The sequence below is a fragment of the Psychroserpens sp. genome (genome assembly GCF_045105015.1).
Lineage (GTDB): Bacteria > Bacteroidota > Bacteroidia > Flavobacteriales > Flavobacteriaceae > Psychroserpens.
The window spans coordinates 48,848-71,853 of the sequence record NZ_JBGCCX010000115.1 but is presented as its reverse complement, the minus strand read 5'-3'; the positions used below and the strand labels follow the sequence as shown (position 1 = coordinate 71,853).

Here is a 23,006-nt window from a genome sequence, read left to right as displayed (position 1 = left end):
AGCACCTTCAAATGATTTGACTTGTTCTACAATAGGAGAGAGAGCCTTAACATCTTGTTTGGCTTTATCTCCTACAAATACTTTTAATACTGAATTTAAAAAACTCATTGGTGTTTATTTATATGATTTAAAAACGTTGCTAAGAACGTTTTATCTTTTATGGTTTGCGAACCTCAAAGATATGATTTGTGTTATTTATTTTGAAAGAATAAGGCACAAAAAAAGTCTCAATTTGAGACTTTTTAACTTTTATTAGTATTTAAAGTAATTTGTCTTACAAATTACTTTAATATTCATCTTCGTTCCAGAGATAATCTTCGTCTGTTGGATAATCAGACCAGATTTCTTCAATAGAGTCGTAAGAGTCACCTTCGTCTTCTATAGCTTGTAGATTTTCAACAACTTCCAAAGGAGCTCCTGTTCTAATAGCGTAGTCAATTAATTCATCTTTTGTTGCTGGCCAAGGCGCATCACTTAAATACGATGCTAATTCTAATGTCCAATACATTTCTTTATGGGTTTATTTTTTGCAAAAATAAAATTATAGTTCATAAAGTCAAGAAAAAAGTGAATTAATTAAATAAAAATTTTAAAGAACTTATAGTTTCAATCGTTTAAGCCTAGTAGAACTAATCATTTATTCTGCAAAGTGGTACTCTAGGATTCTTTTTGTGGAATCCATTTTACTTCTTCGGCTTGTAAATCATAAGACAACTTTCGTGCCAACACAAATAGGTAGTCAGAAAGTCGGTTTAAGTACTTTAAGCTTTCAGGTTGAAACGGTTCTAAATCGTTTAAAGCGCTAGCTAGACGTTCGGCTCTTCGACAAACACAACGCGCAATGTGACAGAATGACACCGTTTGATGACCACCAGGTAGCACAAAATGCGTCATAGGAGGTAAAGCTTCATTCATTGTGTCCATTTCCTTCTCAAGTTTGGAGATGTCATCTTCAGAAATTTTAGGAATATTCAGTCGGTCCTTTCCGTTTTTTAATGTAGCCTTTTCAGGATCCGTTGCTAAAATTGCACCAACAGTAAATAATTTATCTTGAATATCAATTAACACATCTTTGTAATGATTATTGATGTCTTGATCTCTTATAAGTCCTAGATGTGAATTTAGTTCGTCTACAGTTCCGTAGCTATCAATGCGAATATGATGTTTTGGAACTCGAGTTCCGCCAAAAAGTGCAGTTGTTCCTTTATCTCCCGTTTTTGTATATATTTTCATATACGCAAGTTAAAAGTTATAAGTTGAAAGTAAAAAGATTTTATTATAAAGAGAAGTTAAAACACTATCGGATTAGTTTCTGGTATCACTTTCAATAATGCCATCACGTAAACGAATTACACGTTTTGCATGCGCGGCAATGTCTTCTTCATGAGTTACCATGATAACAGTGTTACCAGCTTTGTGGATATCATCAAAAAGACTCATGATTTCATGCCCAGTTTTTGTGTCTAAGTTTCCTGTAGGTTCATCAGCAAGAATAATTGAAGGTTTATTAACTAAAGCGCGACCAACAGCAACACGTTGTCTTTGACCTCCAGATAATTGATTTGGTTTATGATCCATACGATCAGAAAGACCAACATCTGTTAAAACTTCTTCAGCACGTTTATTGCGATCAGATTTAGACATACCTGCATAAACCATAGGTAATGCTACGTTGTCTAGTGCAGTTGTTCTTGGTAATAAATTAAACGTTTGAAACACGAAACCAATTTCGGTGTTTCTAATATCGGCAAGTTCATCATCACTCATTTGGCTTACGTCATTTCCATTAAGAATATATGAGCCTGAAGTTGGAGTGTCTAGGCATCCAAGTAAATTCATTAACGTTGACTTTCCAGATCCAGAAGGTCCCATAATAGCAACATAGTCGCCAATTTTAATATCTAGATCTATACCCTTTAAAACGTGAACGGTTTCTTGACCAAGTTGAAAATCACGAATAATATCTCTAATTTCAATGACGTTACTCATTATAATTTTTGGTTTTTTAGTTGATGTTTCTGCAAGATACAGATTTCACTCCATATGACGCAATACATTAACGTATGTTACAGTCTAATAGTGAAATTTTCTTTTAGCTGTTCTTTCCTAAAAAAAACAAATCCCCAAAAAAAGGTATCAATTGTAACAGTTACTTTTGGATGTTTTTTAATAATCTCCCAAGCTTCAGTCATTTGTTTTGACCAATGAATGTCATCAAAAATGAATATGGAGTCATGATGAGCTTTATTTATGAGTAAGTCAAAATATTCTAAAGTAGCTAGTTTATTGTGGTTGCCATCAAAAAAAACTAAATCAAATTGATCTTGTTTTAGTTCTGAGAGTGAAGCTTTAAATTCCCCAGTTTTTACAGTAGTGTTGGTAATATTAAAATTTTTGAGTTGTTGCATGGCAACATCTGAAATATTTGGGCAACCTTCCAGTGTTGTGATATGATTCTTTTGATGGCCTAAAGCCAAAGCCTGTGTTGCGATTCCTAGTGAAGTTCCTAATTCTAAAGTGTATTTTGGTTTGAAATACTGCGTAACTCGATAAAGCAACTTTACTCTTTTTAAAGGTGTCCCAGAAGTTTTTGCAATTGAATCTATTGCTCTAGTGTTAGATTTGAATACTCTAGAACCTGAACCAAAATCGGTGATTTTAATTTCTTTTGTGTTTTTTAGTAAAGCTAATCGATATGCTGAAAGATTTGTATAATCCTTGTATTTAGTGTTGTTATAAAAACATTTGGTAACCAAATCGTATACAAAAGGAGAGTGAACACCATATTGATTGGTAGATTTTAAAAGAAATTTTAAATATTCAATGATTTGAAACATAAATTAAGACTCAAATTTTTCAGCCAATTCAAACCAGCGCATTTCTTTTTCTTCCATATCATCAATAATACTTTGAAGTTGTTTTGATAATTCGTTTATTTTATCTTGAGAAAGGGATGGGTCATTGAATTTTTCTTCTAAAGCTTTTTTATCTAATTCAAGAGAACGGATTTTACTTTCTAAATTTTTGTATTCTTTCTGTTCGTTATAAGACAATTTTTGAGCTTTATTTTGGTTGTCCTTTTTTGTGGTTTCAGAAGAATTACTTGTTACAGGTTTTGTTTCTTGAGGTTGGGATGATTCATAAATTCTGTAATCTGAATAGTTTCCGGGGAAATCTTGAACTTCACCACCTCCTTTAAAAACGAATAAGTGATCAACAATTTTGTCCATGAAATATCTATCATGCGAGACTACAAGAAGACAGCCAGGGAAATCTAGTAAAAAATCTTCTAGAATATTTAATGTCACGATGTCTAAATCGTTTGTTGGTTCATCTAAGATTAAAAAGTTTGGATTTTGAATTAAGACTGTACATAAGTATAATCGCTTTTGTTCTCCACCACTTAATTTTTCAACAAAATCATGCTGTTTTTTACCATCAAAAAGAAAACGTTCGAGTAATTGTTTTGCGCTAATCTGCCTCCCTTTTGCGAGTGGAATGTACTCGCCAAAATCTTTGATGACATCAATCACTTTTTGTTCAGGTTTTACTTCAATTCCACCTTGAGTATAATAACCATATTTAACGGTATCTCCAATAATGATTTTTCCTGCGTCTGGTTGAATGGATTGAGTTAACATGTTTAAGAATGTTGATTTTCCAGTTCCATTTTTACCAATTATGCCTATGCGTTCACCACGTTTAAACACGTATTCAAATCCATTAAGGATGACTTTGTCTTTGAATGATTTTGAAACTTTATGAAACTCTACAATTTTGCTTCCCAAGCGTTCCATATTAATTTCGAGTTGAATTTTATGATCTTTACGACGTTGATGTGCACGTTTTTTTATATCTGAAAAATCATCTATTCGAGATTTTGATTTTGTTGTTCTAGCTTTAGGTTGACGACGCATCCACTCTAATTCTTTTTTGAAGAGTTGTTTTGCTTTGCCTGTTTCAACTTGTTCTAGTTGAATTCGCGCTTGTTTATTTTCTAAGTAATAAGTATAGTTCCCTTTATATGTATATAATTTCCCATGATCAAGTTCGATGATTTCATTGCAAACTCGTTCTAAAAAATAGCGATCGTGAGTCACCATAAATAGCGTAAACTGAGATTTTGCAAAGTATTGCTCTAACCATTCTATCATTTCAAGGTCGAGATGATTAGTAGGTTCATCTAAAACAAGAACATCAGGATTACTAATAAGGGCTTGTGCTAAAGCTAATCGTTTTATTTGTCCACCAGACATGGTACTAATCTTTTGATTAAGATTATCCAGCTTTAATTGCGACAGTATCTGTTTAAACTGAAGTTCAAACTCCCAAGCATTATGAATATCCATTTGTTCAAAAGCCTTTTGATAAGTTTCTGTGTCTTCTGGGTTTAATAAGGCTTTTTCATAATTTTCTATGATTTTTAGCTGTGGAGAGTCTGAATTAAAAATAGTATCATTTATAGTACTATTACTATCATATTGTGGAGATTGTGATAAAAAAGAAATTCTCAATCCATTTCTCATAACCACCTGACCTGAATCAGGTGTATCATCACCAGAAAGAATATTTAAAATCGATGTTTTGCCACTTCCATTTTTAGCAACAAAAGCAATTTTGTCGTCTTTGTGAATACTGAAAGAGAGGTTAGAAAAAAGTTCTAATTCTCCATAAGATTTCGAAATATTCTCAACAGTTATATAATTCAAAGTATTTTTTTTACAAAGTAACGGATATTACTCAAAAAAACTGTGAATAGTTTTGATATTAATAGTGATAAGTTATATTTGTCAAGCAACAAGCAAATTTATAATGAATAGACTATTATTGCTTTCAGGATTGTTACTTTGTGTCTTGTCTACATCATGTATTCCTCATAAAGATATTGTTTACCTTCAAGAAAAGAGTGCCTCCTCAGATTCAACTCAAGTTATGGTTCAACAGCAGAAGCCTTATAGGATTCAAGTTAATGATATTTTGAATATTCGTATTAAGGTTTTAGATCAAGATAACGTGACTATCTTTAACCCTGTGGGTGATGGAGATTTAGGTGCATCTAATGCTGAACGTGCTTATTTTGATGGTTTTATGGTAGATCTTCATGGCAACATTAGAATACCTGAGTTAGGGAGAATTAATGTTTTGGGTTATACGACTGAGGCCATTGAAGAACTGGTTAAAGAAAAACTTCTAGAAGAACAATTTAAAGAAACAGCTAATATTTTTATTACAGTTAAATTGGCAGGACTACGATTCACTGTTAATGGTGAGGTTGGAGCACCAGGTTCAATAACACTTTTTCAAAATCGGGTAAATATTTTTGAAGCAATAGCAAATTCTGGTGAGATTGATTTAACAGGAAATAGAAAAGAAGTTCAGATAATAAGGCAATACCCACAAGGACAACAAATACACACAATTGATTTAACAGATAAAAATGTTATGAATTCTCCGTTTTATTACATTCAACCAAATGATATCATTTATGTTAAACCACTAAAACAAAAAACTTGGGGAACTGGAACAACAGGTAGAGAAACATTAACTACCATAATTTCTATTTTAAGTTTACTCACAACTACCATTTTGTTAATTAATAGAACATAGAATGTCGAATCAAGATTATTTAGATACTGAAGAAACAGGTCGCGTAAGTTTTGACTTTAGAGGTTATTTATTTAAAGTTCTAAATCTGTGGAAATTTGTTTTAATATGTATTGGTGTAGCGCTTTTAATAGGCTACCTAATAAACGTAAGAAAACAAAATGTATATAAATTAGATTCTCTGATTTCTGTAGAGAATGATCAAAATCCTTTTTTTACTGCAAATACTAGTATCTCTTTTAATTGGGGTGGAGTGTCAGGTAAAGTCGGTAAAATAATGACAGCAATAAAGACGAGAACTCACAATGAAAAAGTTGTCGACTCATTGCAAATGTATATCCAATACCTTGAAGAAGGAAGATATAGAAAAGAAGACATTTATAAGAAGGCTCCTTTTAGTTTTCAGTTAGATAAAACGAAACCTCAAATCTTAGAATATCCTGTTGGAATTAGGGTTTTAGATAACAAAACCTTTGAAGTTTTTACTGAATTTGAATCCAGTAAAAAGAGTGCTCAAAAATATGCAGACAAAACAGTCGATAAAGTTTCTGTGCCAACTGGTCCTTTTGCAAAAACCTACACAGATGGAGAATTAATAGATTTACCATTCATCAATGGACGTTTGTTCTTTGATCCTGATAAAAATATTAAACCAGGTTCGGAGTTTTTTATTAACTTCTCAAGTTTTGATAAGATTGTAGATAGATACAAAAGGAGTATAATAATATCGCCATTTTCAAAATCTTCACCATCTGTATTACAGCTTCAACTTGCAGGTAATAATAAAGCAAAAATTGTTGATTTTCTTAATACTACTTCGGTTATCTTAAGTAAGTCTGAATTAGAACGTAAAAATTTATATGCTACTAATACTATTAAGTTTATTGATAGTAGTCTTGCTGCTGTGAACTCAAATCTCAAGGATGTTACTGATGAGATGAATAAATTCAGAAAACAAAATAAAATATTTAATGTCACAGATGAGGTGTCTCAAATTTCTAATCAGCTAAAAGGATATGATTTAAATAAAGAAGAAGAGCAATTAAAATTAAACTATTTAAACAATTTAGAAACCTATCTCAATACAAAAACAGACTATACCGAAATTGCCGCTCCTACTAGTGTTGGAATTGAAGAAAATAACATATTAAATAGTGTTTCAAAAATAATAACATTAGCAGCCGAACGTCAAAATTTAGAGTATACCACAAAAGAAGGTTCTGGTTTATTTAAAGAATTGGATAAGAAAATTGATTCTGAAAAAAATGTTCTTTTAGAAGTACTAAGTTCTACAAAGAAAACGATAGGTATTCGACTGTCAACTATAAATCGAAGTATAGCAAATTTAGAAGCTAAATTGAGTGATCTTCCTGAAGATCAGCAACAATATTTAAAAATTCAAAGAAAATTAGATATAAGTCAGGAAGCATACAATCTTTATACAGCCAAACGAAGTGAAGCTGCAATTGTTAAAGCAGCAAACATTTCCGATATTTCAATTATTGATGAAGCCAAAGATATTGGTGGTGGATTGATAGGTCCAAACAAGTCGCTTAATTACATGATGGCTTTGATGGTTGGTTTCTTCATTCCTATGTTTTTAATATTTGTTCTTTTTTTATTAGATAATACTATTCACGGATCTGATGAAATTGAACAATTATCTAAAATTCCAATTTTAGGGTTGATAGGTAAGTACAATTATAAAAATAACTTAATTGTATTTGAAAAGCCTAAATCTGCTGTTTCAGAATCGTTTAGAGCTATTAGATCTAGTCTTCAGTTTATTTATAGTAAACAAAAAACGTCTGAAGGTAGAACATTAATGATCACATCTTCGGTTAGTGGAGAAGGAAAAACATTTTGTTCAATTAACATTGCAACAGTTTACGCCTTGTCAGGGAAGAAAACTATCTTACTAGGACTAGATCTACGTAAACCTAAAATCTTTGGCGATTTTAATATTGAAAATGATTTAGGTGTAGTTAATTATCTTATTGATGAACATACATTTGATGAGGTTAAATACTCTACTCAAATCGAAAACTTAGATATTGTTCCGTCTGGACCTGTACCACCAAACCCATCAGAACTTTTAATGTCTGATAAAATGCATGATCTTATTATTGACCTTAGAAAAGATTATGACATGATTGTCTTAGATACACCTCCACTAGGATTAGTAACAGATGCACTTGAGTTAACTCAGTATGCAGATGCAACCATTTTTATGATACGTCTCGATTACACTAAAAAAGGAATGTTATCACTTATTAATGCAAAGTATAGAACAGGTGAAGTTAAAAATATAAGTTTTGTTCTAAACTTCTACAAACATAAAACTAATCATAATTACGGTTATGGCTACGGTTATGGTTACGGTTATGGCTATGGTTATGGTGTTTATGGAAATGCATATCATGAAAAGGATAAAAAATCAGTATTGAAGCGAATTAAAAACTTTTTTAGTCGCTCATAATTGTGATAACAAAAAGCCAACTTAGAGTAAAGCGTTTTTTTGATCTAGTCTTATCAGTCACATTAGTTCCATTGCTAATTATTCCTATTGTATTATTTGTAATTATTGCTACTCTAGATACTGGTCAGTTTGGTTTGTTTTTTCAAAAAAGAGTTGGTCAACATGGTAAATTATTTCAAATTTTTAAGATTAGAACGTTACGAAAAGAACATCATGTTTTAGGACATTTAGATTTAAGTGCCACCAAATTTGGAAAATTTTTAAGACGCTATAAATTGGATGAATTACCTCAAGTTTTTAATGTGCTTTTTGGAAATATGGGTTTTGTAGGTCCAAGGCCTGACCTTCCAGGTTTTGCTGATGAGTTAAAAAATGATGATCGAATCATTTTAATTGTAAAACCAGGAATAACTGGACCAGCAACATTAAAATATAGAGACGAAGAAACCATTTTGTCACAGCAAGTTGACCCTGAAACCTACAATAGAACGAATATTTGGCCAGATAAGGTCAAAATAAACAAAAAATACATTGAGAATTATAGTTTTTCTTTAGATTTGAACTTTATTTTGAAATCGATAGTAAATTAAAATGAATAATACACATAAAATAACAATTTTAGGCCTTGGTTATGTAGGTCTTCCATTAGCAGTCGAATTTGCTAAAAAATATATGGTCATTGGTTTTGATATCAATGAAAAGCGTATAGGTGAATTAAAAAGTGGAGAAGACAAAACTTTAGAAGTTGAAGATGAACATTTAAAGTCTGTTTTGACTTCAGATCCAAATTCAGACACAGGATTATTTATTACCAATGATACAAGCCATACAGCTGATTCTAACGTCTATATCGTAACCGTCCCAACTCCAACAGATGAGTTAAAAAGACCAGTCTTTACACCATTGATTAAAGCCAGTGAAAGTGTTGGTAAAGTTTTAAGTAAAGATGATATTGTTATTTATGAATCTACTGTGTATCCTGGTGCAACAGAAGACATCTGTGTTCCAATTCTTGAGAAAGTGTCTGGACTTAAGTATAATACAGATTTTTATGCTGGATATTCACCAGAGCGAATTAATCCAGGAGATAAAAAACATACAGTCACTAAAATTCTAAAAGTTACTTCAGGTTCTACGCCTGAAATTTCAAAAACAGTTGATAACTTGTATAAAAGTATAATCACTGCGGGAACACATTGCGCTCCTTCAATTAAAGTTGCTGAGGCCGCAAAAGTTATCGAGAATTCTCAAAGAGACATTAATATTGCATTTGTAAATGAATTATCTAAAATATTTAGATTATTAGATATCGATACTAAAGCTGTCCTTGAAGCTGCTGGAACAAAATGGAACTTTATTAAATTTAGTCCAGGTTTAGTAGGAGGACATTGTATTGGTGTAGATCCCTACTATTTAGCTCAAAAAGCTATTGAGTCTGGTTATAATCCTGAAATTATTCTTGCTGGTCGTAAAATGAATGATAGCATGGGAGCATATGTTGCTCAGGAGACCGTAAAAATGATGATTAAAAAAGGAGCTAGAATTAAAGATTCAAATGTCTTAGTTTTAGGGATAACCTTCAAAGAAAATTGTCCAGATATTAGAAATTCAAGAGTTATTGATATCATTGAAGAGTTTGAGACTTACAATACAAACGTTGATGTATTCGATCCATGGGCTTCAAAAGATGAAGTCAAACATGAGTATGATTTTGATTTATTAGACAATGCATCACAATTACGATCAGATTACGATGCAATTGTACTTGCTGTATCACACAATGAATTTTTAGAGTTAGATTTACAAAAAATGAAATCAGATATAGGAGTAATTTTTGACGTTAAATCATTATTACCTAAACAATCAGTAGACGCTAGATTATAATGTACGAAAATAAATATCATTCAGGAGATTTAAGTCAGTTGTCATTCCTTGTTACAGGTGGTGGAGGTTTTATTGGATCAAATATTGTTGAGTATCTTTTAAAATACGGAGCAAAAAAAGTACGTGTGCTTGACGATTTTTCAAATGGTCATCGCGAAAATTTATTAGAGTTTCATAACAACCCAGCTTTTGAATTACTTGAAGGCGATATTAGAGATTTACAAACTTGTAAAGATGCTATGAATGGGATTGATTATGTAACCCATCAAGCTGCTTTAGGTTCTGTGCCACGATCCATAAATGATCCAGCTACCACTAATGCAGTTAATATTTCTGGATTTCTAAATATGATGGTTGCTTTAAAGGAGTCTTCGACTGTAAAACGAATGATTTATGCAGCATCAAGTTCAACTTATGGCGATAGTCTTGAACTTCCTAAAGTTGAAGATAATATAGGTAGACCTTTGTCTCCATATGCAGTAACAAAATATGTAAACGAATTATATGCGGATGTGTTTGGTAAAACTTATAACACAGACGTCATTGGTTTGAGATATTTTAATGTATTTGGTCCTAAACAAAGTCCAGATGGTGCTTATGCAGCTGTAATTCCTTTGTTTATGCAAGCATTAAAAGATGAAGCTTCTCCAAAAATAAATGGAGATGGCGAGCAGACTCGTGATTTTACATTCGTTGATAATGCTGTTCAAGCAAATATTAGAGGCTTTTTTGCTTCTGAAGCTGCTAAAAATCAAGTATTTAATGTTGCTTGTGGTGAGCGAATTAGTGTAAATTATTTATGGAATTCACTCAAAGAGTCTGCACAATCCAACGTTGAAGCTATCTACGGGCCAACTAGACAAGGAGATGTAAGAGATTCTTTGGCTAACATTTCAAAGGCTGAGAATTTATTAGGTTATAAGCCTCAATTTACTGTAAAGGAAGGTCTTCAAATCACTTGGGATTATTTTAAATAATAGTCTATTAAAATATAAGTTTTTATAATTTTATACTCGTTAAGCATTTACTATCTTAGCCCAAACTTTATCTAATCAACAAATTTTGAATACGGACCAAAAGGATGAATGGCTCTTTACTATTTCTTCTAAAAGAAAGCTTATAGACCTTAACTTCAAGGAAATATGGCGTTACAGAGATCTGTTGCTATTATTTGTTAAACGTGATATTGTAACTGTTTATAAACAAACAATTCTAGGTCCTTTATGGTATCTCATACAGCCATTATTTACGTCTGTTGTATTTACCTTAGTTTTCAATAATTTAGGTAGCATATCTACTGGTGGAATCCCACCATTCTTGTTTAATCTTGCAGGTATTACAGCTTGGAATTATTTTAAAGAATGTTTGACCAAAACCTCAAGCACATTTACTGCTAATAAAAATATTTTTGGGAAGGTATACTTCCCTAGAGTCATTATGCCATTGTCAATAACAATTTCTAATTTGTTGAAATTTGGAATTCAATTAATAATCTTTTTAGGCTTTTTTATTTATTATTATGCTAGTGGGTTTGACTTAGGTTTTAATAATAAATTGTTTTTGTTTCCAGTATATGTAATTATGATGGGACTAATCGGTTTAGGCTTAGGAATGATAATATCATCAATGACTACTAAATACAGAGATTTAAATATCTTAGTAGGCTTTGCTGTGCAATTATTGATGTATGTTTCTGCTGTGCCTTATCCTATATCTGAAGCAAAAGCTAAGTTTCCTGAAAAAATCGCATTACTTGTTGAGTATAATCCATTGACACAAATAATAGAAGGGTTTCGCTATATGTTACTTGATACAGGTACTTTTTCATGGTTTGGCTTTTTCTACACTTTAATAGTAAGTGTTATTTTGTTTTTAATTGGTTTAGTTATATTTAACAGAACGGAAAAATCATTTATTGATACTGTATAGTAATTATGAATAATATTATTCTTAAGATCGAAAATATAAGTAAACAGTATCGTTTAGGTGTCATAGGTACTGGTACAATTAGTCATGATTTAAATCGTTGGTGGCATCGTATTCGTGGTAAAGAAGATCCTTTTTTAAATGTAGGCGCAGTAAATGACAGAAGCCAAACCTCAGATAGTCAATATGTTTGGGCATTAAAAGATATAAATTTTGAAGTTCAAAAGGGAGAAGTTCTTGGTATTATTGGGAAGAATGGAGCAGGTAAATCAACTTTACTTAAAATATTTTCAAAAGTTACAAGCCCTACTACTGGTCAAATAAAAACTAAAGGACGTATCGCTTCGCTACTAGAAGTTGGTACTGGTTTTCATCCAGAGCTTACTGGAAGAGAAAATATTTATTTAAATGGAGCTATTCTGGGAATGACAAAATCAGAAATTAGCAATAAAGAAAATGAAATTATCGAGTTTAGTGGTTGCCAAAAATATATAGACACACCAGTTAAACGTTATTCCTCTGGTATGAGAGTTCGTTTAGCATTTGCTGTAGCTGCATTTTTAGAACCAGATATATTAGTTATAGATGAGGTTTTGGCAGTAGGTGATGCCGAATTCCAAAAGAAAGCCATCGGCAAGATGCAGGATATAAGTAAAGGTGGAGGAAGAACCATATTGTTTGTGAGTCACAATATGGTTGCTGTTCAAAACTTATGTTCTAGATGTATTGTTCTTGAGAATGGACAGGTTATTAAAGATTGTGGAGTAGAAGAGGCTATAAGTACCTATCTAAACATTGGAGAGATTACATCTAAATTCTCTAGAAAAAATAATTCAGAAGAAAAAGCTGTTTTTATTAATGATATTGGTCTAAAAAACGATGAAGAAAAAGCATTGAATATCATAAAGTCTGGAGATAATTTTAGCCTTGTTATTGATGTGAAATCTAAAAGAACGATTAACAATATTGTTATTGAACTTGGTATTGATGGCTCTAATGGAGAGCGACTTGTGTATTTGAGTAATCAACTTATTGAAAGCATCATAAATTTGAATGAAGGTGATAATAAAATTAAAGTAGCTATAAATAAATTTCCTTTTTTGCCTGGTGATTATGCTTTGACAATTAATTTGAAAGAAAAAAATGGAACTATGTTAGATACGGTAAAAAATGAATTTCGCTTTAGAGTAGAGGGTGGAGATTTTTTCAATACTGGAAAACTCAATGTAAATTCTCGTGGAAAGTATTTAGTAGCACATGATATTATCAAGATATAATAATTAATCATGTTTAAACTTCATATATTTTGGCATGACATACACAGTAAAGACGGTAAAGAAAACTATGGAGATGCATTAGCACCATTCATATGTGGCCATTTGTCTGGAAAAACAGTTGTTAAGGCTAAACTTCTTAAAAGTAAAAAGTATCGTTATCTAAAAAAGCATTACTTTACTATTGGAAGTATCATAAAAAGAGTTGCCAAAAACTCTATTGTTTGGGGAAGTGGTATTATCAAAAAAGATGAAAATGTTCCAAATGCTAAGTTTTTATTAGTACGTGGACCAAGAACTAGACAAAGATTATTAAACTTAGGATACAATGTTCCAGAAAAGTATGGAGATCCAGCACTCTTACTCCCTCAATTTATTATAAATGATGTTCAAAAAAAATATAAATTAGGAATTATCCCTCATTACGTAGATTTTGAACTTGTATGTAAAATTTTTGAAGGTATAGACAATGTGAAAGTTATAGATTTAATTACAAATGATGTAAAGAAGACAACATATGACATTCTTGAATGCGAAAACATTGTCTCTTCATCATTACATGGTTTGATAGTTCCACATGCTTATGGAATTCAAACTTTATGGATGAAATTTTCTAATAACTTATCTGGTGACAATACTAAGTTTTACGATTATTTTGAATCTGTTGGAATAAAATATGATAGAGAATTTGAAATGTCAGACACTTTAAAATCTGAAGAAGAATTACTCAAATTTGTTCATTTAAGAACAGATTTATTATTGCCAAATAAGGATATGTTGGCATTGCGTCAAAAAGAACTTTTAGAAACTTGTCCTTTCATCAAAACGAAACTTAATTAAATGGTTTCAATAGTCATTCCATACTACAATAGGCCAAAAAAATTAAATAGAGCACTTGAATCTGTATTTAATCAAGCTTACACTAATTTTGAAGTTTTATTGATTGATGATTGCTCTAAAATTAAACCAAATTTCAATTCTAATCAACCTATTGCCTATTTCAGAAATAGTGAAAATAAAGGTCCAGGTTATTCTCGTAATTTTGGCATGCAAAAAGCGAAAGGTGATTATATCGTTTTTTTAGATGCAGACGATTATTGGCATGAGGATTATTTATTGAAGACGGTTGCTGCTTTGAAAGAGAATCCTGATTGTATAATGGCCTATGCTAATGGTTTTTACGTGGATGATAAAGGGAATGAGCTTCAGGAAATGCGTGATAATGCTATTAAACCAAACATAATTTTGCCTAATATTTTTTTAGATGGTAGGCCTTGGGGAACAGCAGCTTGTTTATGGGACAGGTTGAAAATTAAAGATATTCGTTGGGTCGATACACGTTGTTGGGAGGATTATGTTTTTGATACAAATGTCGCAGTAATTTGCAATAAGATTATATATGTTGATGCTTTTTTAATTTATTATGATTTATCTAATGATGAGCAAAAGTTATCTAGAGAGAAAGACTTAGTTGCATTAGAGATTAATCGAAATGAATCTCTTATGCATATTACTAAATTGATAGAGGGTACGGTTTTTTTTGAAGATAAATTATTAAAAAGCAAACTAATTTATTATGCATTTACCAATGCTATTGCCTTTATAAAGCTGGGTTATAAAAATAAGGTTTACTACCATAACATAAAAAATAATATAAAGGGTTTAGGAGGAAAAACTAAGTTTATGAATATTAATATTATTTTAGGACTTAATTCGAAGATTGGTTTGAAATTAATGAGGTATTTTCGAAAAATCAATTCATTAAACTAAAGCAAATGTGTGGTTTTTTAGGAGAGTTTTGTTATTCAGAAAAAAAGGAGCTAACACCAACTCCAACGTTTTTTAAGCTTTTAGAATTGTCTAAACATCGTGGGCCAGATGCTACCGATGTAAAGCGAGGAGAATACTATCAACTAGGATTTAATCGTCTAGCGATTTTAGATCTTTCACCTAACGGGAATCAACCAAAACAAAGTCCTTCTGGTCGATACCAAATAGTTTTTAATGGCGAAATTTATAATTACTTAAACTTAATTGATCAATACCAATTAAAAGATTTACAGTCTACTTCAGATACTGAAGTACTCATTCATTTGATAGACAAAATTGGTGTAGAAGAAGCTATAAAATCTTTAAATGGAATGTTTGCTATTGCAATTATAGATAGTGAACAAAATGAATTATATCTCACAAGAGATTTCGCTGGGATAAAGCCTCACTTTTACGGAATGTCAAATGAAGGTATAGTATTTGCTTCACAGTACGATCAATTATTTAAGCATCCATGGTTTAAAGACGGTTTGAAGTTACGACCAGAAATTATGAAAGAGTATTTCGGGTTTGGCTATATGCAAGCTCCAAATACAATTTATGAATCTTTGTTTCAAGTAAATCCTGGTGAATTGATCGTTTTTAGAAATGGGAGTTCGGTTAAAAAGCAACTAGTGTCATTTCCAAAATCTCCTAAACAACAAACTAAAGAAAATGACGAGACTCCTAAGCAATATAACAAACTTTTAGACCGAATTATTAAAAGACAACTGTTAAGTGATGTGCCAATTGCCAGTTTTTTAAGTGGAGGAATTGATAGTCCGTTAATAGTTGCTCATGCTAAAAACAATAAAGACGACATTGAAGCATTTACCTTAAAGGTTGCAGATAAGCATATGAATGAAAGTGATATTGCCAACGAATATGCTGAAGTTCTATCTGTTAAACAAAAAGTTATTGATGCAAAAACTTCTGATCTTTTAGAACTCATGGATGACTATTTTGATAAGTGTCCTGAACCTTTTGGAGATTATTCTTCGTTACCAACGTATTTGCTTTCTAAACATGCAGTAAAAAATCATAAAGTGATGCTGTCTGGTGATGGAGGAGATGAGTTGTTTTATGGTTATCCAAGATTTAAACACATAACCGATAATAAAGCATGGTTTAAAATTCCGTTTAAACTTAGAAGGCCAATTGTCTCATTTTTAAACAAATACAATATTAGTAGTACTCCAGCGCCATATTATTACAAAACAATTTCCGAATGGCAAATTGCAAAAAACCTTCAGATTTTTCCAGATATTCTAAATAAAGTCATACCAAATACATCATTTTCTGAAGAGCTTTCTAAGCTTTATAATTTGGAAAATTTAAACTCTAAAAAATCGCTTTTAGAAGCCTTACGTTACAATGAATTCTACGCGCATTTACAAAGAGTGTTAGTAAAAGTAGATCGTTCAAGTATGGCTAATAGTCTTGAGGTTCGTGTGCCTTTTTTAGATAAAGAAAGCATTGATTTTTCATGGCAATTAGAATCTGATTTTTTGAAGCATAAAACCTACAAAAAAGTATTAAAAGATTGTTTGAAATATTTTATTCCTAATGCACTTATAAATAAGAATAAAATGGGATTCACAGTGCCTTTGGATAATTGGCTAAGGAACGAATTAAAAGATGATGTAATGCATCACATTTTTGAAATACCTTTTTATGGAGAAGAATTCTTAAATACAGATTACATAAAATTTGGAATAACTAATTACTATAAATCAAAGACACCATTTTCGGCTTGGGCTGTTTGGCATATTTATGCTTGGCAAAAATGGGCTGTGAAACATTTAAACCACTAAGTTTCAATTTGTCAATTAACAATTATTTATTTAGGTCAAGTAGGTTTCATTTTTTATCTTGCTTGTAATATTTATATGACCACCTTAACCACACCAATATTACCAAATAAGCAAACCTTTGCTAGGTTAGATAAGCCACACAAAATCAATTACAAAGCTATTTGTGTATTTGTCGCAAATGGCTTTTTTCTCGATCAGGATACCTATTGGGAAGATCAAACATGTTTGGCTCCTGGCTCTAATCATATTTTTGATGATAATGGTCAATTGTTAAGTAGTAAGTCTTGGTTTAAATGGCATTACAGTCCTAGAGAAATAACCTTTGATCAAGTTCTTGAAGAATATGTGGCTTTATTAACAGAAATTACTAAAGAACAAATAAAAAACCATCCTGTAGTTTTGCCACTTTCTGGCGGATTAGATAGTAGAAGTCAGGCTTTAGTGTTGTCCAAACTCAATAATCCCGTAACTGCATACAGTTATTCTTTTAAAAACGGCTATCCAGAACATAAGATAAGTAAAAAGATTGCGAATACTTGTGGTTTTGACTTTCATTCGTATACTATTAAAGATGGGTATTTATGGGAAGTTATTGAGGATTTAGCAAAAATCAATAAGTGTTATTCTGAATTTACACATGCTAGGCAAATGGCAGTTTTTGAACCTTTATCTAAAATGAAAGGGGTGATGTCTCTTGGTCATTGGGGAGATGTATTCTTTGATAAAGGTGCTCCTGATAGTATTACTGAAGCTACAATAGTGCCTTACCTAATGAAAAAAATGGTAAAGGAGAAAGGTTTTGAACTTGCTGAAAAACTTTGGCAAGCTTGGGATTTGGAAGGAGATTTTAAAAGTTATTTAAGAACTCGTATTGAAGATGCTGTGTCTAAAATTGAAATTGATAACGTAAGTGCCAAAGTACGTGCTTTTAAAACATCACAATGGGCGCATCGCTGGACAACCACTAACCTTAGTATATTTGAAGCTGCAAAGCCTATAACTTTGCCATATTATGACAATCGTATGTGTGAATTTATTTGCTCAGTTTCTGAGCAGTATTTAGCAGATAGACAATTGCAAATAGCACATATTAAACAACATAAAGAACTAGCGAGCATAACTTGGCACGCTAATAAACCATTTAATTTATTAAATTATCAGTATAATAAATCACCCTATAATCTTCCGTATAAGATTGGAAATAAGGTGTCAAGGGAGTTTTCTAATATGATGGGTAAACCTTATATTCAACGTAATTGGGAGCTACAATTTTTAGGAAAAAAGAATGATGCAACTTTAAAATCTTATCTTTTTTCTGAAAGCTTTAATGCGTTCATTCCTAAAGAAGTCACTTCTTTTGTATACAATCAGTTTCAAAATGATAATGCTATAATTTATGCACATCCATTAAGTATGTTGCTAACATTGGCATTATTTAATCAACAAAATAATCTGTAATATATGTGTGGTATTTACGGAGAGTTTTTTAAAAAGAATCAATTATCATCAAAGGATTTATTCCTAACACGAAATGATTTAAATAGCTTTAGAGGTCCAGATATGTCTGGTTATTGGAGCAATGACAGTAATTGCCAATTAGGTTTTAGAAGATTGTCGATTCTTGATTTATCAGAGAGAGGAAATCAACCGATGACGTCTTTTGATTCAAGATATGTTATCGTTTTTAATGGTGAAATATATAATTTCCAAGCGCTAAAATCTGATTTATTAAAGCAAAGTATTCCATTTAAAACTGAAACAGATTCCGAAGTATTAGTAAATTCAATAGCACATTATGGTTTAGATAAAACTTTAAAAATGTTGGATGGTATGTTTGCATTTGCTGTTTTCGATACCAAAGAGAATAAGTTAGATATGGTCAGAGATTTTGCTGGTATAAAACCTTTATTCTATAGTTTTGATGAAGGTGATGTGGTATTTGGCAGTCGTTATGATCAAGTAAGTAAGCACGATCTAAATAAGCATAATGGAATCGATAATTCTGTATTACGCATGTATCTAAAACGACACTACATGCCAGCGCCATATGGTATTATAAAAAAAACATTTCAACTCAGGCCAGGTGAACATGTTAGTATTCATACGGATGGCTCAATTCATAAAAATATATATTGGGAATTTCCTGATTTAAATACTTCAAGTTTAATTGAAGATCAAACTAAAGCTGTTGATTATATTAAAGAGGAGCTCTCTGCTTCTGTAAATGCACAAATGGTTTCAGATGTCAAACTTGGTACATTTCTTTCTGGCGGAATAGATTCTCCTTTAATTACTTATCTGGCTAAACAAAATGACCCAGAAATTCAATCGTATTCTATTGGCAGCGATAGTAATAAACATGATGAGTCTCAAGTTGCAACTGCATATGCTGAAAAAATTGGCTGTAAGTTTCGTTTAGATAAAATGAATGCTGAATCAGCTTTGCAGGTTCTAGATGATAGTATGAAGCATCTGAAAGAACCCTTTGCTGATTTTTCTCTTATTCCAACATATTTACTATGTCATCATGCCAAAAAGATAGGAACAGTAATGTTATCTGGTGATGGAGGAGATGAACTTTTCTATGGTTATCAGCGTTTTGAATCGGTGAGTAAGAATAGAAAATGGTTCAAACTTCCTAAGCCTTTGCGATATATCGCCTACGGAATTGATAAACTTTTATTTAATAAAAAGCATATAAATGAAGTCTTGTTGCAAGATAGTTTAGCTAAAGCACATCAAGGTTTACATTCTAGAAGTAATGATACAGATATTGAAGCATTATTTCCAAACTTAAAATCGGTTGATAATATTGATTTGCCTCATTACAGTTACAAGAATGATTTGAGTGAAACTGAATTGTTGCATGCTATGCGAAAAGCAGAATACTATGATATGATGCAGAAAACGCTGATCAAAGTTGATCGTATGAGTATGGCAAATTCAGTTGAAGTAAGAGTACCTTTTTTGAAGAAGTCCTTTATTGAAGCAGCATTAAAAATTCACCCAAAACTAGCGTTTAAAAAGAAAGAAAAAAAACTAATATTAAAGCGTTTATTAGGGAAATTAATCCCAGGAACACCTATAAGTCACGAAAAGAAAGGATTTTCAATTCCTTTAACCGATTGGCTAAAAAAAGACCTTAAATTACCTGTTCAAGAGTCCTTGCTTGATAAGGATTTTATCGATACCTTTCAACTTTCAGAAACCGAGTTAAGACGTATATGGAATATGCATCAAAACGGAGAAAAAGATTATAAGTGGGTGTTGTTTACCCTATATTCCTTAGCAAAATGGCACAAGCAACAAAACGAATAAAAATATTATATACCATTCCTAATTTTGATTCGGCAGGAAGTGGGAAAGCACTTTTGCATGTCGCTAAACGATTAAATCCAGATCAATTTGAAGTTCATATTGCTTGCTTTCATAATCGAGGTGCATTTTTCGAAGTTGTTAAGAATAGCGGTATTCCAATTCATATTTTACAATATACTACACCAATGAAACCTTATATAAAAGGCATAATTCGTTGTTTTAAGATAAGTAGGCAATTCAAAAAAATCCAACCAGATATCATACATAGTTTTCATTATTCAGCAGATTACTCTGAAGCTTTAGCTGCAAAAGTTGCTGGCATTAAATGGGTGTTTACAAAAAAGAATATGAGTTGGGGTGGATCGTCAAAAAATTCATGGAGCCTCAGAGTGAAGCTTGCTAGTGGAATTGCTGTCCAAAATACAGATATGATACGACAGTTTTTTCCGAATAGCAACAAAACAGCTTTGATTCCAAGAGGTGTTGATACCAATATGTTTAAGCCCCAAGATGTAAATGAAGCCATTAAAAAAGAGTGGAATATTTCATCAAATAATCATGTGTTAATGTGTGTTGCAAATTTGGTTCCTGTTAAGGGAATTGAAATATTACTTAAAGCATTTAGTCATGCGATTAAATTATACCCTAAGTGGAAATTATTATTAGTTGGCGATTACGAAAATGATTACGGACAAGAGATGGTTGCTTTAAAAACAAAATTAAACCTTCAAGATTCAGTTGCGTTTTGTGGAATTCAAAAGAATATCCCAGGTTATTTGAGTATTGCAGAAATTGTAGTGTTACCAACACTTAATCAGGGACGTAAAGAAGGATCTCCAGTATCGCTTTTAGAAGCGATGTCATCTGGTAAAAACGTTTTAGCATCAAATATTTCTGGTATTAATGACCAGTTAGCAGATTTTCAAGATCACCTAGTAGAAGCAGGCAATATAGAGGCGTGGATAAAAGCTTTATCCACTAATTTTGAATTGCCGACTACACATCATCAAAGTAGAGGTATGGATTTTAGAAATCATGTTTTGAATAATTATCCAATAGAACTGGAAGTAAAGCGTTGCGAACAATTATACACTAAATTATATGCATAATAACAGTTTTATTGTTAGTGTTATTATTCCAGTTTATAATGGAGGTAAAACACTTGCAGCTACTTTAGAAAGTCTAGTAAACCAGAGTTTTCAAGATTTTGAAGTGATTGCTTGCATTGACGGTACTTCTGATAATTCTGAAGACATTCTAAAAAAATATACAAGCAAATTCAAAAAATTCACTTTACTTAAAAATAATAGAAATAGAGGTTTGGGTTCAACAATGAACCGATTGGTTGCTGCTGCTAACGGAGCACTTATTGCAATCGCTGAACAAGATGATTTTTATTATCCTGATCGACTAGAAATACAAGTTAAAGTTTTAAATACTCAACCTGACGTAGGAATGGTTTCTGGAATAGCAGAATTTTATGACGGAACTAAAACCATGTCCAGATTTCCTGGCATCTTAGATAGAGGGAAGCAATATCCTACTGGAGAAGATATGTTTCTTTTAAATTATAGAGAACAAATTAAGGTCGTAAATACTTGCTTGATGTTTAGAAAGCAAATTCATGTCGATAATGGTTTGTATTTTTCACAGCATTATCCTAGTATAAGTATAGACTGGTCTTATATTCTGAGGTTCTCATTAGTTTCTAATATATATGGAGTTCATAACGTTCTAGTTAAAGTTGATCGCACCCAAAACAGAGATTCAGTAACTTCAAATAAAGAAAAACAATTTATGGCTGCTCATGAGTTGATTCGATCTTTTGCTTATGAATTCCCATCTTTAATTAAAAGACAAGATTATTTGTATGCTAAACGAACACAAAAACTCATCGAACTTTCACAACATTATGGAATTAGCTTTTATTTTAGAGCAATAGGTCAAACTTTTTTAAATTGGACAGATAATAGGTTTTATAAAAAACTCATTTCAAGATTAACTAAAAAAGTAAAAAATTAATGAAAGCAAATTTGTTTATAGCTGGAGCTTGTAAATCTGGAACTACTTTTTTGCATGATGTATTATCGCAACAAGATGATGTTATTGGCGCAAATCCAAAAGAGCCTTACTTTTTTGAATTACCAAAACGAATAAGAGATGTACAAGAATATCATTCTAAATATTTTGAGGCTTATACCAATCAAAAATATCTTTTAGATTCTAGACATCGAACCATGTTTTTTTCTTGGATTCCTAAGGATTTATATGACTATAATCCAGAGTCTAAGCTTATTTTTATGTTAAGGAATCCAATTGATAGAGCTTATTCTCATTGGTGGATGTGGTATTCAAGAGGTGTCATTAAAACATCATTTGATGAAACCATTAAAAATGAAATGAAATCTATTCAAGACAATGGTAGCTTTATGGATATTTCTCCTGAAGATTATCATTCATTTGTACGTAATAATTCGCATCAACAACGATTAGCATATGCAGATGCTAATACGGTTTTGGAGTCAGGTTATTATTTTGAACAAATAAAACGGTTCCAAGACTATTTTGACAATAGTAATATGCTTATTCTAAATTTTAATATGGTATTTGATCTTCCTAAAATGAATAAAACTTTGAGTGAGTTTTTAGATATTGAAATTACAGATTCAGCAATAAATAAAAGACAAAATAAAGCAAAAAACTATAAACAAACTAAGCATGTTTTAGCTCCTTTTTTGCCGAATTGGGTAAAAAGAAAGGTAAAGGATGTCTTCTTTAAAAAGCCAAAAATATCTTCGAAAACTTATACTTTACTTCAAGAGCATTATAAAGAGCACAATAAAAAACTTATTAGTGAATTCAATTTACAATTTGTAAAAGAATGGCAAAGCAATTAAT

20 protein-coding genes are annotated in these 23,006 nt (G+C 31.5%); 15 read left to right on the top strand and 5 right to left on the bottom strand.

Features of this window, described 5'->3' with window-relative positions; all coding sequences use genetic code 11:
• Window positions 1-286: 286 nt before the first annotated feature.
• From AB8B90_RS08885 to AB8B90_RS08865, 5 genes are all read right to left on the bottom strand, one after another.
• Window positions 287-508, bottom strand: a complete 222-nt coding sequence (locus AB8B90_RS08885; protein WP_010177336.1) for a DUF2795 domain-containing protein — start codon at window positions 506-508, stop codon at window positions 287-289.
• A 149-nt stretch (window positions 509-657) separates the two neighbouring features.
• Window positions 658-1,233 carry a cob(I)yrinic acid a,c-diamide adenosyltransferase gene (locus tag AB8B90_RS08880; RefSeq protein WP_405335834.1) on the bottom strand — a complete coding sequence of 192 codons (576 nt, stop codon included), beginning with the start codon at window positions 1,231-1,233 and terminating at the stop codon, window positions 658-660.
• Between the two features lie 72 nt (window positions 1,234-1,305).
• Window positions 1,306-1,989 (bottom strand): ABC transporter ATP-binding protein, encoded by a 684-nt coding sequence (locus AB8B90_RS08875; protein ID WP_405335831.1) that lies wholly within the window; start codon window positions 1,987-1,989, stop codon window positions 1,306-1,308.
• 77 nt (window positions 1,990-2,066) lie between these two features.
• Window positions 2,067-2,837 (bottom strand): O-methyltransferase, encoded by a 771-nt coding sequence (locus tag AB8B90_RS08870; protein ID WP_405335829.1) that lies wholly within the window; start codon window positions 2,835-2,837, stop codon window positions 2,067-2,069.
• 3 nt (window positions 2,838-2,840) lie between these two features.
• Window positions 2,841-4,709: an ABC-F family ATP-binding cassette domain-containing protein gene (locus AB8B90_RS08865; RefSeq protein ID WP_405335826.1), complete on the bottom strand. Its 1,869-nt coding sequence runs from the start codon at window positions 4,707-4,709 to the stop codon at window positions 2,841-2,843.
• A gap of 103 nt (window positions 4,710-4,812) precedes the next feature.
• On the opposite strand from AB8B90_RS08865, the gene AB8B90_RS08860 reads away from it, so the two are divergent.
• The 15 genes from AB8B90_RS08860 (at window position 4,813) to AB8B90_RS08790 (ending at window position 23,005) form a co-directional block, all read left to right on the top strand.
• Window positions 4,813-5,607, top strand: a complete 795-nt coding sequence (locus AB8B90_RS08860; protein ID WP_405335823.1) for a polysaccharide biosynthesis/export family protein — start codon at window positions 4,813-4,815, stop codon at window positions 5,605-5,607.
• 1 nt (window position 5,608) lies between these two features.
• On the top strand, window positions 5,609-8,083 hold the full coding sequence (locus tag AB8B90_RS08855) for a polysaccharide biosynthesis tyrosine autokinase (RefSeq protein WP_405335820.1): 2,475 nt from the start codon (window positions 5,609-5,611) through the stop codon (window positions 8,081-8,083).
• Between the two features lie 2 nt (window positions 8,084-8,085).
• The gene (locus tag AB8B90_RS08850; RefSeq protein ID WP_405335817.1) at window positions 8,086-8,673 is read left to right on the top strand and encodes a sugar transferase; all 588 of its coding nucleotides are present in this window, start codon (window positions 8,086-8,088) and stop codon (window positions 8,671-8,673) included.
• Between the two features lies 1 nt (window position 8,674).
• Complete coding sequence (locus AB8B90_RS08845) at window positions 8,675-9,967, top strand: nucleotide sugar dehydrogenase (RefSeq protein WP_405335814.1); 1,293 nt, start codon at window positions 8,675-8,677, stop codon at window positions 9,965-9,967.
• Window positions 9,967-10,944, top strand: a complete 978-nt coding sequence (locus AB8B90_RS08840) for an SDR family oxidoreductase (RefSeq protein WP_405335811.1) — start codon at window positions 9,967-9,969, stop codon at window positions 10,942-10,944. Before AB8B90_RS08845 ends, AB8B90_RS08840 begins: the two co-directional genes overlap by 1 nt.
• Window positions 10,945-11,026: 82 nt before the next feature.
• Window positions 11,027-11,896 (top strand): ABC transporter permease, encoded by an 870-nt coding sequence (locus AB8B90_RS08835; protein WP_405335845.1) that lies wholly within the window; start codon window positions 11,027-11,029, stop codon window positions 11,894-11,896.
• A gap of 5 nt (window positions 11,897-11,901) precedes the next feature.
• Window positions 11,902-13,170, top strand: coding sequence for an ABC transporter ATP-binding protein (locus tag AB8B90_RS08830; RefSeq protein ID WP_405335808.1), 1,269 nt, complete (start codon window positions 11,902-11,904; stop codon window positions 13,168-13,170).
• A gap of 9 nt (window positions 13,171-13,179) precedes the next feature.
• Complete coding sequence (locus AB8B90_RS08825; RefSeq protein WP_405335805.1) at window positions 13,180-14,007, top strand: polysaccharide pyruvyl transferase family protein; 828 nt, start codon at window positions 13,180-13,182, stop codon at window positions 14,005-14,007.
• A complete protein-coding gene (locus tag AB8B90_RS08820) occupies window positions 14,008-14,937 on the top strand; it encodes a glycosyltransferase family 2 protein (RefSeq protein WP_405335802.1) in 930 nt (309 codons plus the stop codon). It begins immediately after the preceding gene.
• Window positions 14,938-14,942: 5 nt separating this feature from the next.
• Window positions 14,943-16,790, top strand: a complete 1,848-nt coding sequence (asnB, locus tag AB8B90_RS08815) for an asparagine synthase (glutamine-hydrolyzing) (RefSeq protein WP_405335799.1) — start codon at window positions 14,943-14,945, stop codon at window positions 16,788-16,790.
• A 75-nt stretch (window positions 16,791-16,865) separates the two neighbouring features.
• Window positions 16,866-18,248, top strand: coding sequence for an asparagine synthase-related protein (locus AB8B90_RS08810; RefSeq protein WP_405335796.1), 1,383 nt, complete (start codon window positions 16,866-16,868; stop codon window positions 18,246-18,248).
• Window positions 18,249-18,251: 3 nt separating this feature from the next.
• Window positions 18,252-20,108, top strand: a complete 1,857-nt coding sequence (asnB, locus tag AB8B90_RS08805) for an asparagine synthase (glutamine-hydrolyzing) (protein ID WP_405335793.1) — start codon at window positions 18,252-18,254, stop codon at window positions 20,106-20,108.
• The gene (locus tag AB8B90_RS08800) at window positions 20,084-21,217 is read left to right on the top strand and encodes a glycosyltransferase (protein ID WP_405335790.1); all 1,134 of its coding nucleotides are present in this window, start codon (window positions 20,084-20,086) and stop codon (window positions 21,215-21,217) included. The genes asnB (AB8B90_RS08805) and AB8B90_RS08800 overlap by 25 nt, the downstream gene beginning before the upstream one ends.
• Window positions 21,210-22,130: a glycosyltransferase family 2 protein gene (locus AB8B90_RS08795; RefSeq protein WP_405335787.1), complete on the top strand. Its 921-nt coding sequence runs from the start codon at window positions 21,210-21,212 to the stop codon at window positions 22,128-22,130. The genes AB8B90_RS08800 and AB8B90_RS08795 overlap by 8 nt, the downstream gene beginning before the upstream one ends.
• The gene (locus AB8B90_RS08790) at window positions 22,130-23,005 is read left to right on the top strand and encodes a sulfotransferase domain-containing protein (protein ID WP_405335784.1); all 876 of its coding nucleotides are present in this window, start codon (window positions 22,130-22,132) and stop codon (window positions 23,003-23,005) included. The genes AB8B90_RS08795 and AB8B90_RS08790 overlap by 1 nt, the downstream gene beginning before the upstream one ends.
• Window position 23,006: the final 1 nt, after the last annotated feature.

Bases quoted from the DNA above. Each gene is read 5' to 3' on its own strand.
- AB8B90_RS08875 (WP_405335831.1), bottom strand. From the start codon at position 1,989: ATGAGTAACGTCATTGAAATTAGAGATATTATTCGTGATTTTCAACTT.
- AB8B90_RS08820 (WP_405335802.1), top strand. From the start codon at position 14,008: ATGGTTTCAATAGTCATTCCATACTACAATAGGCCAAAAAAATTAAAT.
- AB8B90_RS08845 (WP_405335814.1), top strand. From the start codon at position 8,675: ATGAATAATACACATAAAATAACAATTTTAGGCCTTGGTTATGTAGGT.
- asnB (WP_405335799.1), top strand. From the start codon at position 14,943: ATGTGTGGTTTTTTAGGAGAGTTTTGTTATTCAGAAAAAAAGGAGCTA.
- AB8B90_RS08830 (WP_405335808.1), top strand. From the start codon at position 11,902: ATGAATAATATTATTCTTAAGATCGAAAATATAAGTAAACAGTATCGT.
- AB8B90_RS08810 (WP_405335796.1), top strand. From the start codon at position 16,866: ATGACCACCTTAACCACACCAATATTACCAAATAAGCAAACCTTTGCT.
- AB8B90_RS08800 (WP_405335790.1), top strand. From the start codon at position 20,084: ATGGCACAAGCAACAAAACGAATAAAAATATTATATACCATTCCTAAT.
- asnB (WP_405335793.1), top strand. From the start codon at position 18,252: ATGTGTGGTATTTACGGAGAGTTTTTTAAAAAGAATCAATTATCATCA.
- AB8B90_RS08870 (WP_405335829.1), bottom strand. From the start codon at position 2,837: ATGTTTCAAATCATTGAATATTTAAAATTTCTTTTAAAATCTACCAAT.
- AB8B90_RS08880 (WP_405335834.1), bottom strand. From the start codon at position 1,233: ATGAAAATATATACAAAAACGGGAGATAAAGGAACAACTGCACTTTTT.
- AB8B90_RS08790 (WP_405335784.1), top strand. From the start codon at position 22,130: ATGAAAGCAAATTTGTTTATAGCTGGAGCTTGTAAATCTGGAACTACT.
- AB8B90_RS08885 (WP_010177336.1), bottom strand. From the start codon at position 508: ATGTATTGGACATTAGAATTAGCATCGTATTTAAGTGATGCGCCTTGG.
- AB8B90_RS08795 (WP_405335787.1), top strand. From the start codon at position 21,210: ATGCATAATAACAGTTTTATTGTTAGTGTTATTATTCCAGTTTATAAT.
- AB8B90_RS08860 (WP_405335823.1), top strand. From the start codon at position 4,813: ATGAATAGACTATTATTGCTTTCAGGATTGTTACTTTGTGTCTTGTCT.
- AB8B90_RS08855 (WP_405335820.1), top strand. From the start codon at position 5,609: ATGTCGAATCAAGATTATTTAGATACTGAAGAAACAGGTCGCGTAAGT.
- AB8B90_RS08840 (WP_405335811.1), top strand. From the start codon at position 9,967: ATGTACGAAAATAAATATCATTCAGGAGATTTAAGTCAGTTGTCATTC.
- AB8B90_RS08825 (WP_405335805.1), top strand. From the start codon at position 13,180: ATGTTTAAACTTCATATATTTTGGCATGACATACACAGTAAAGACGGT.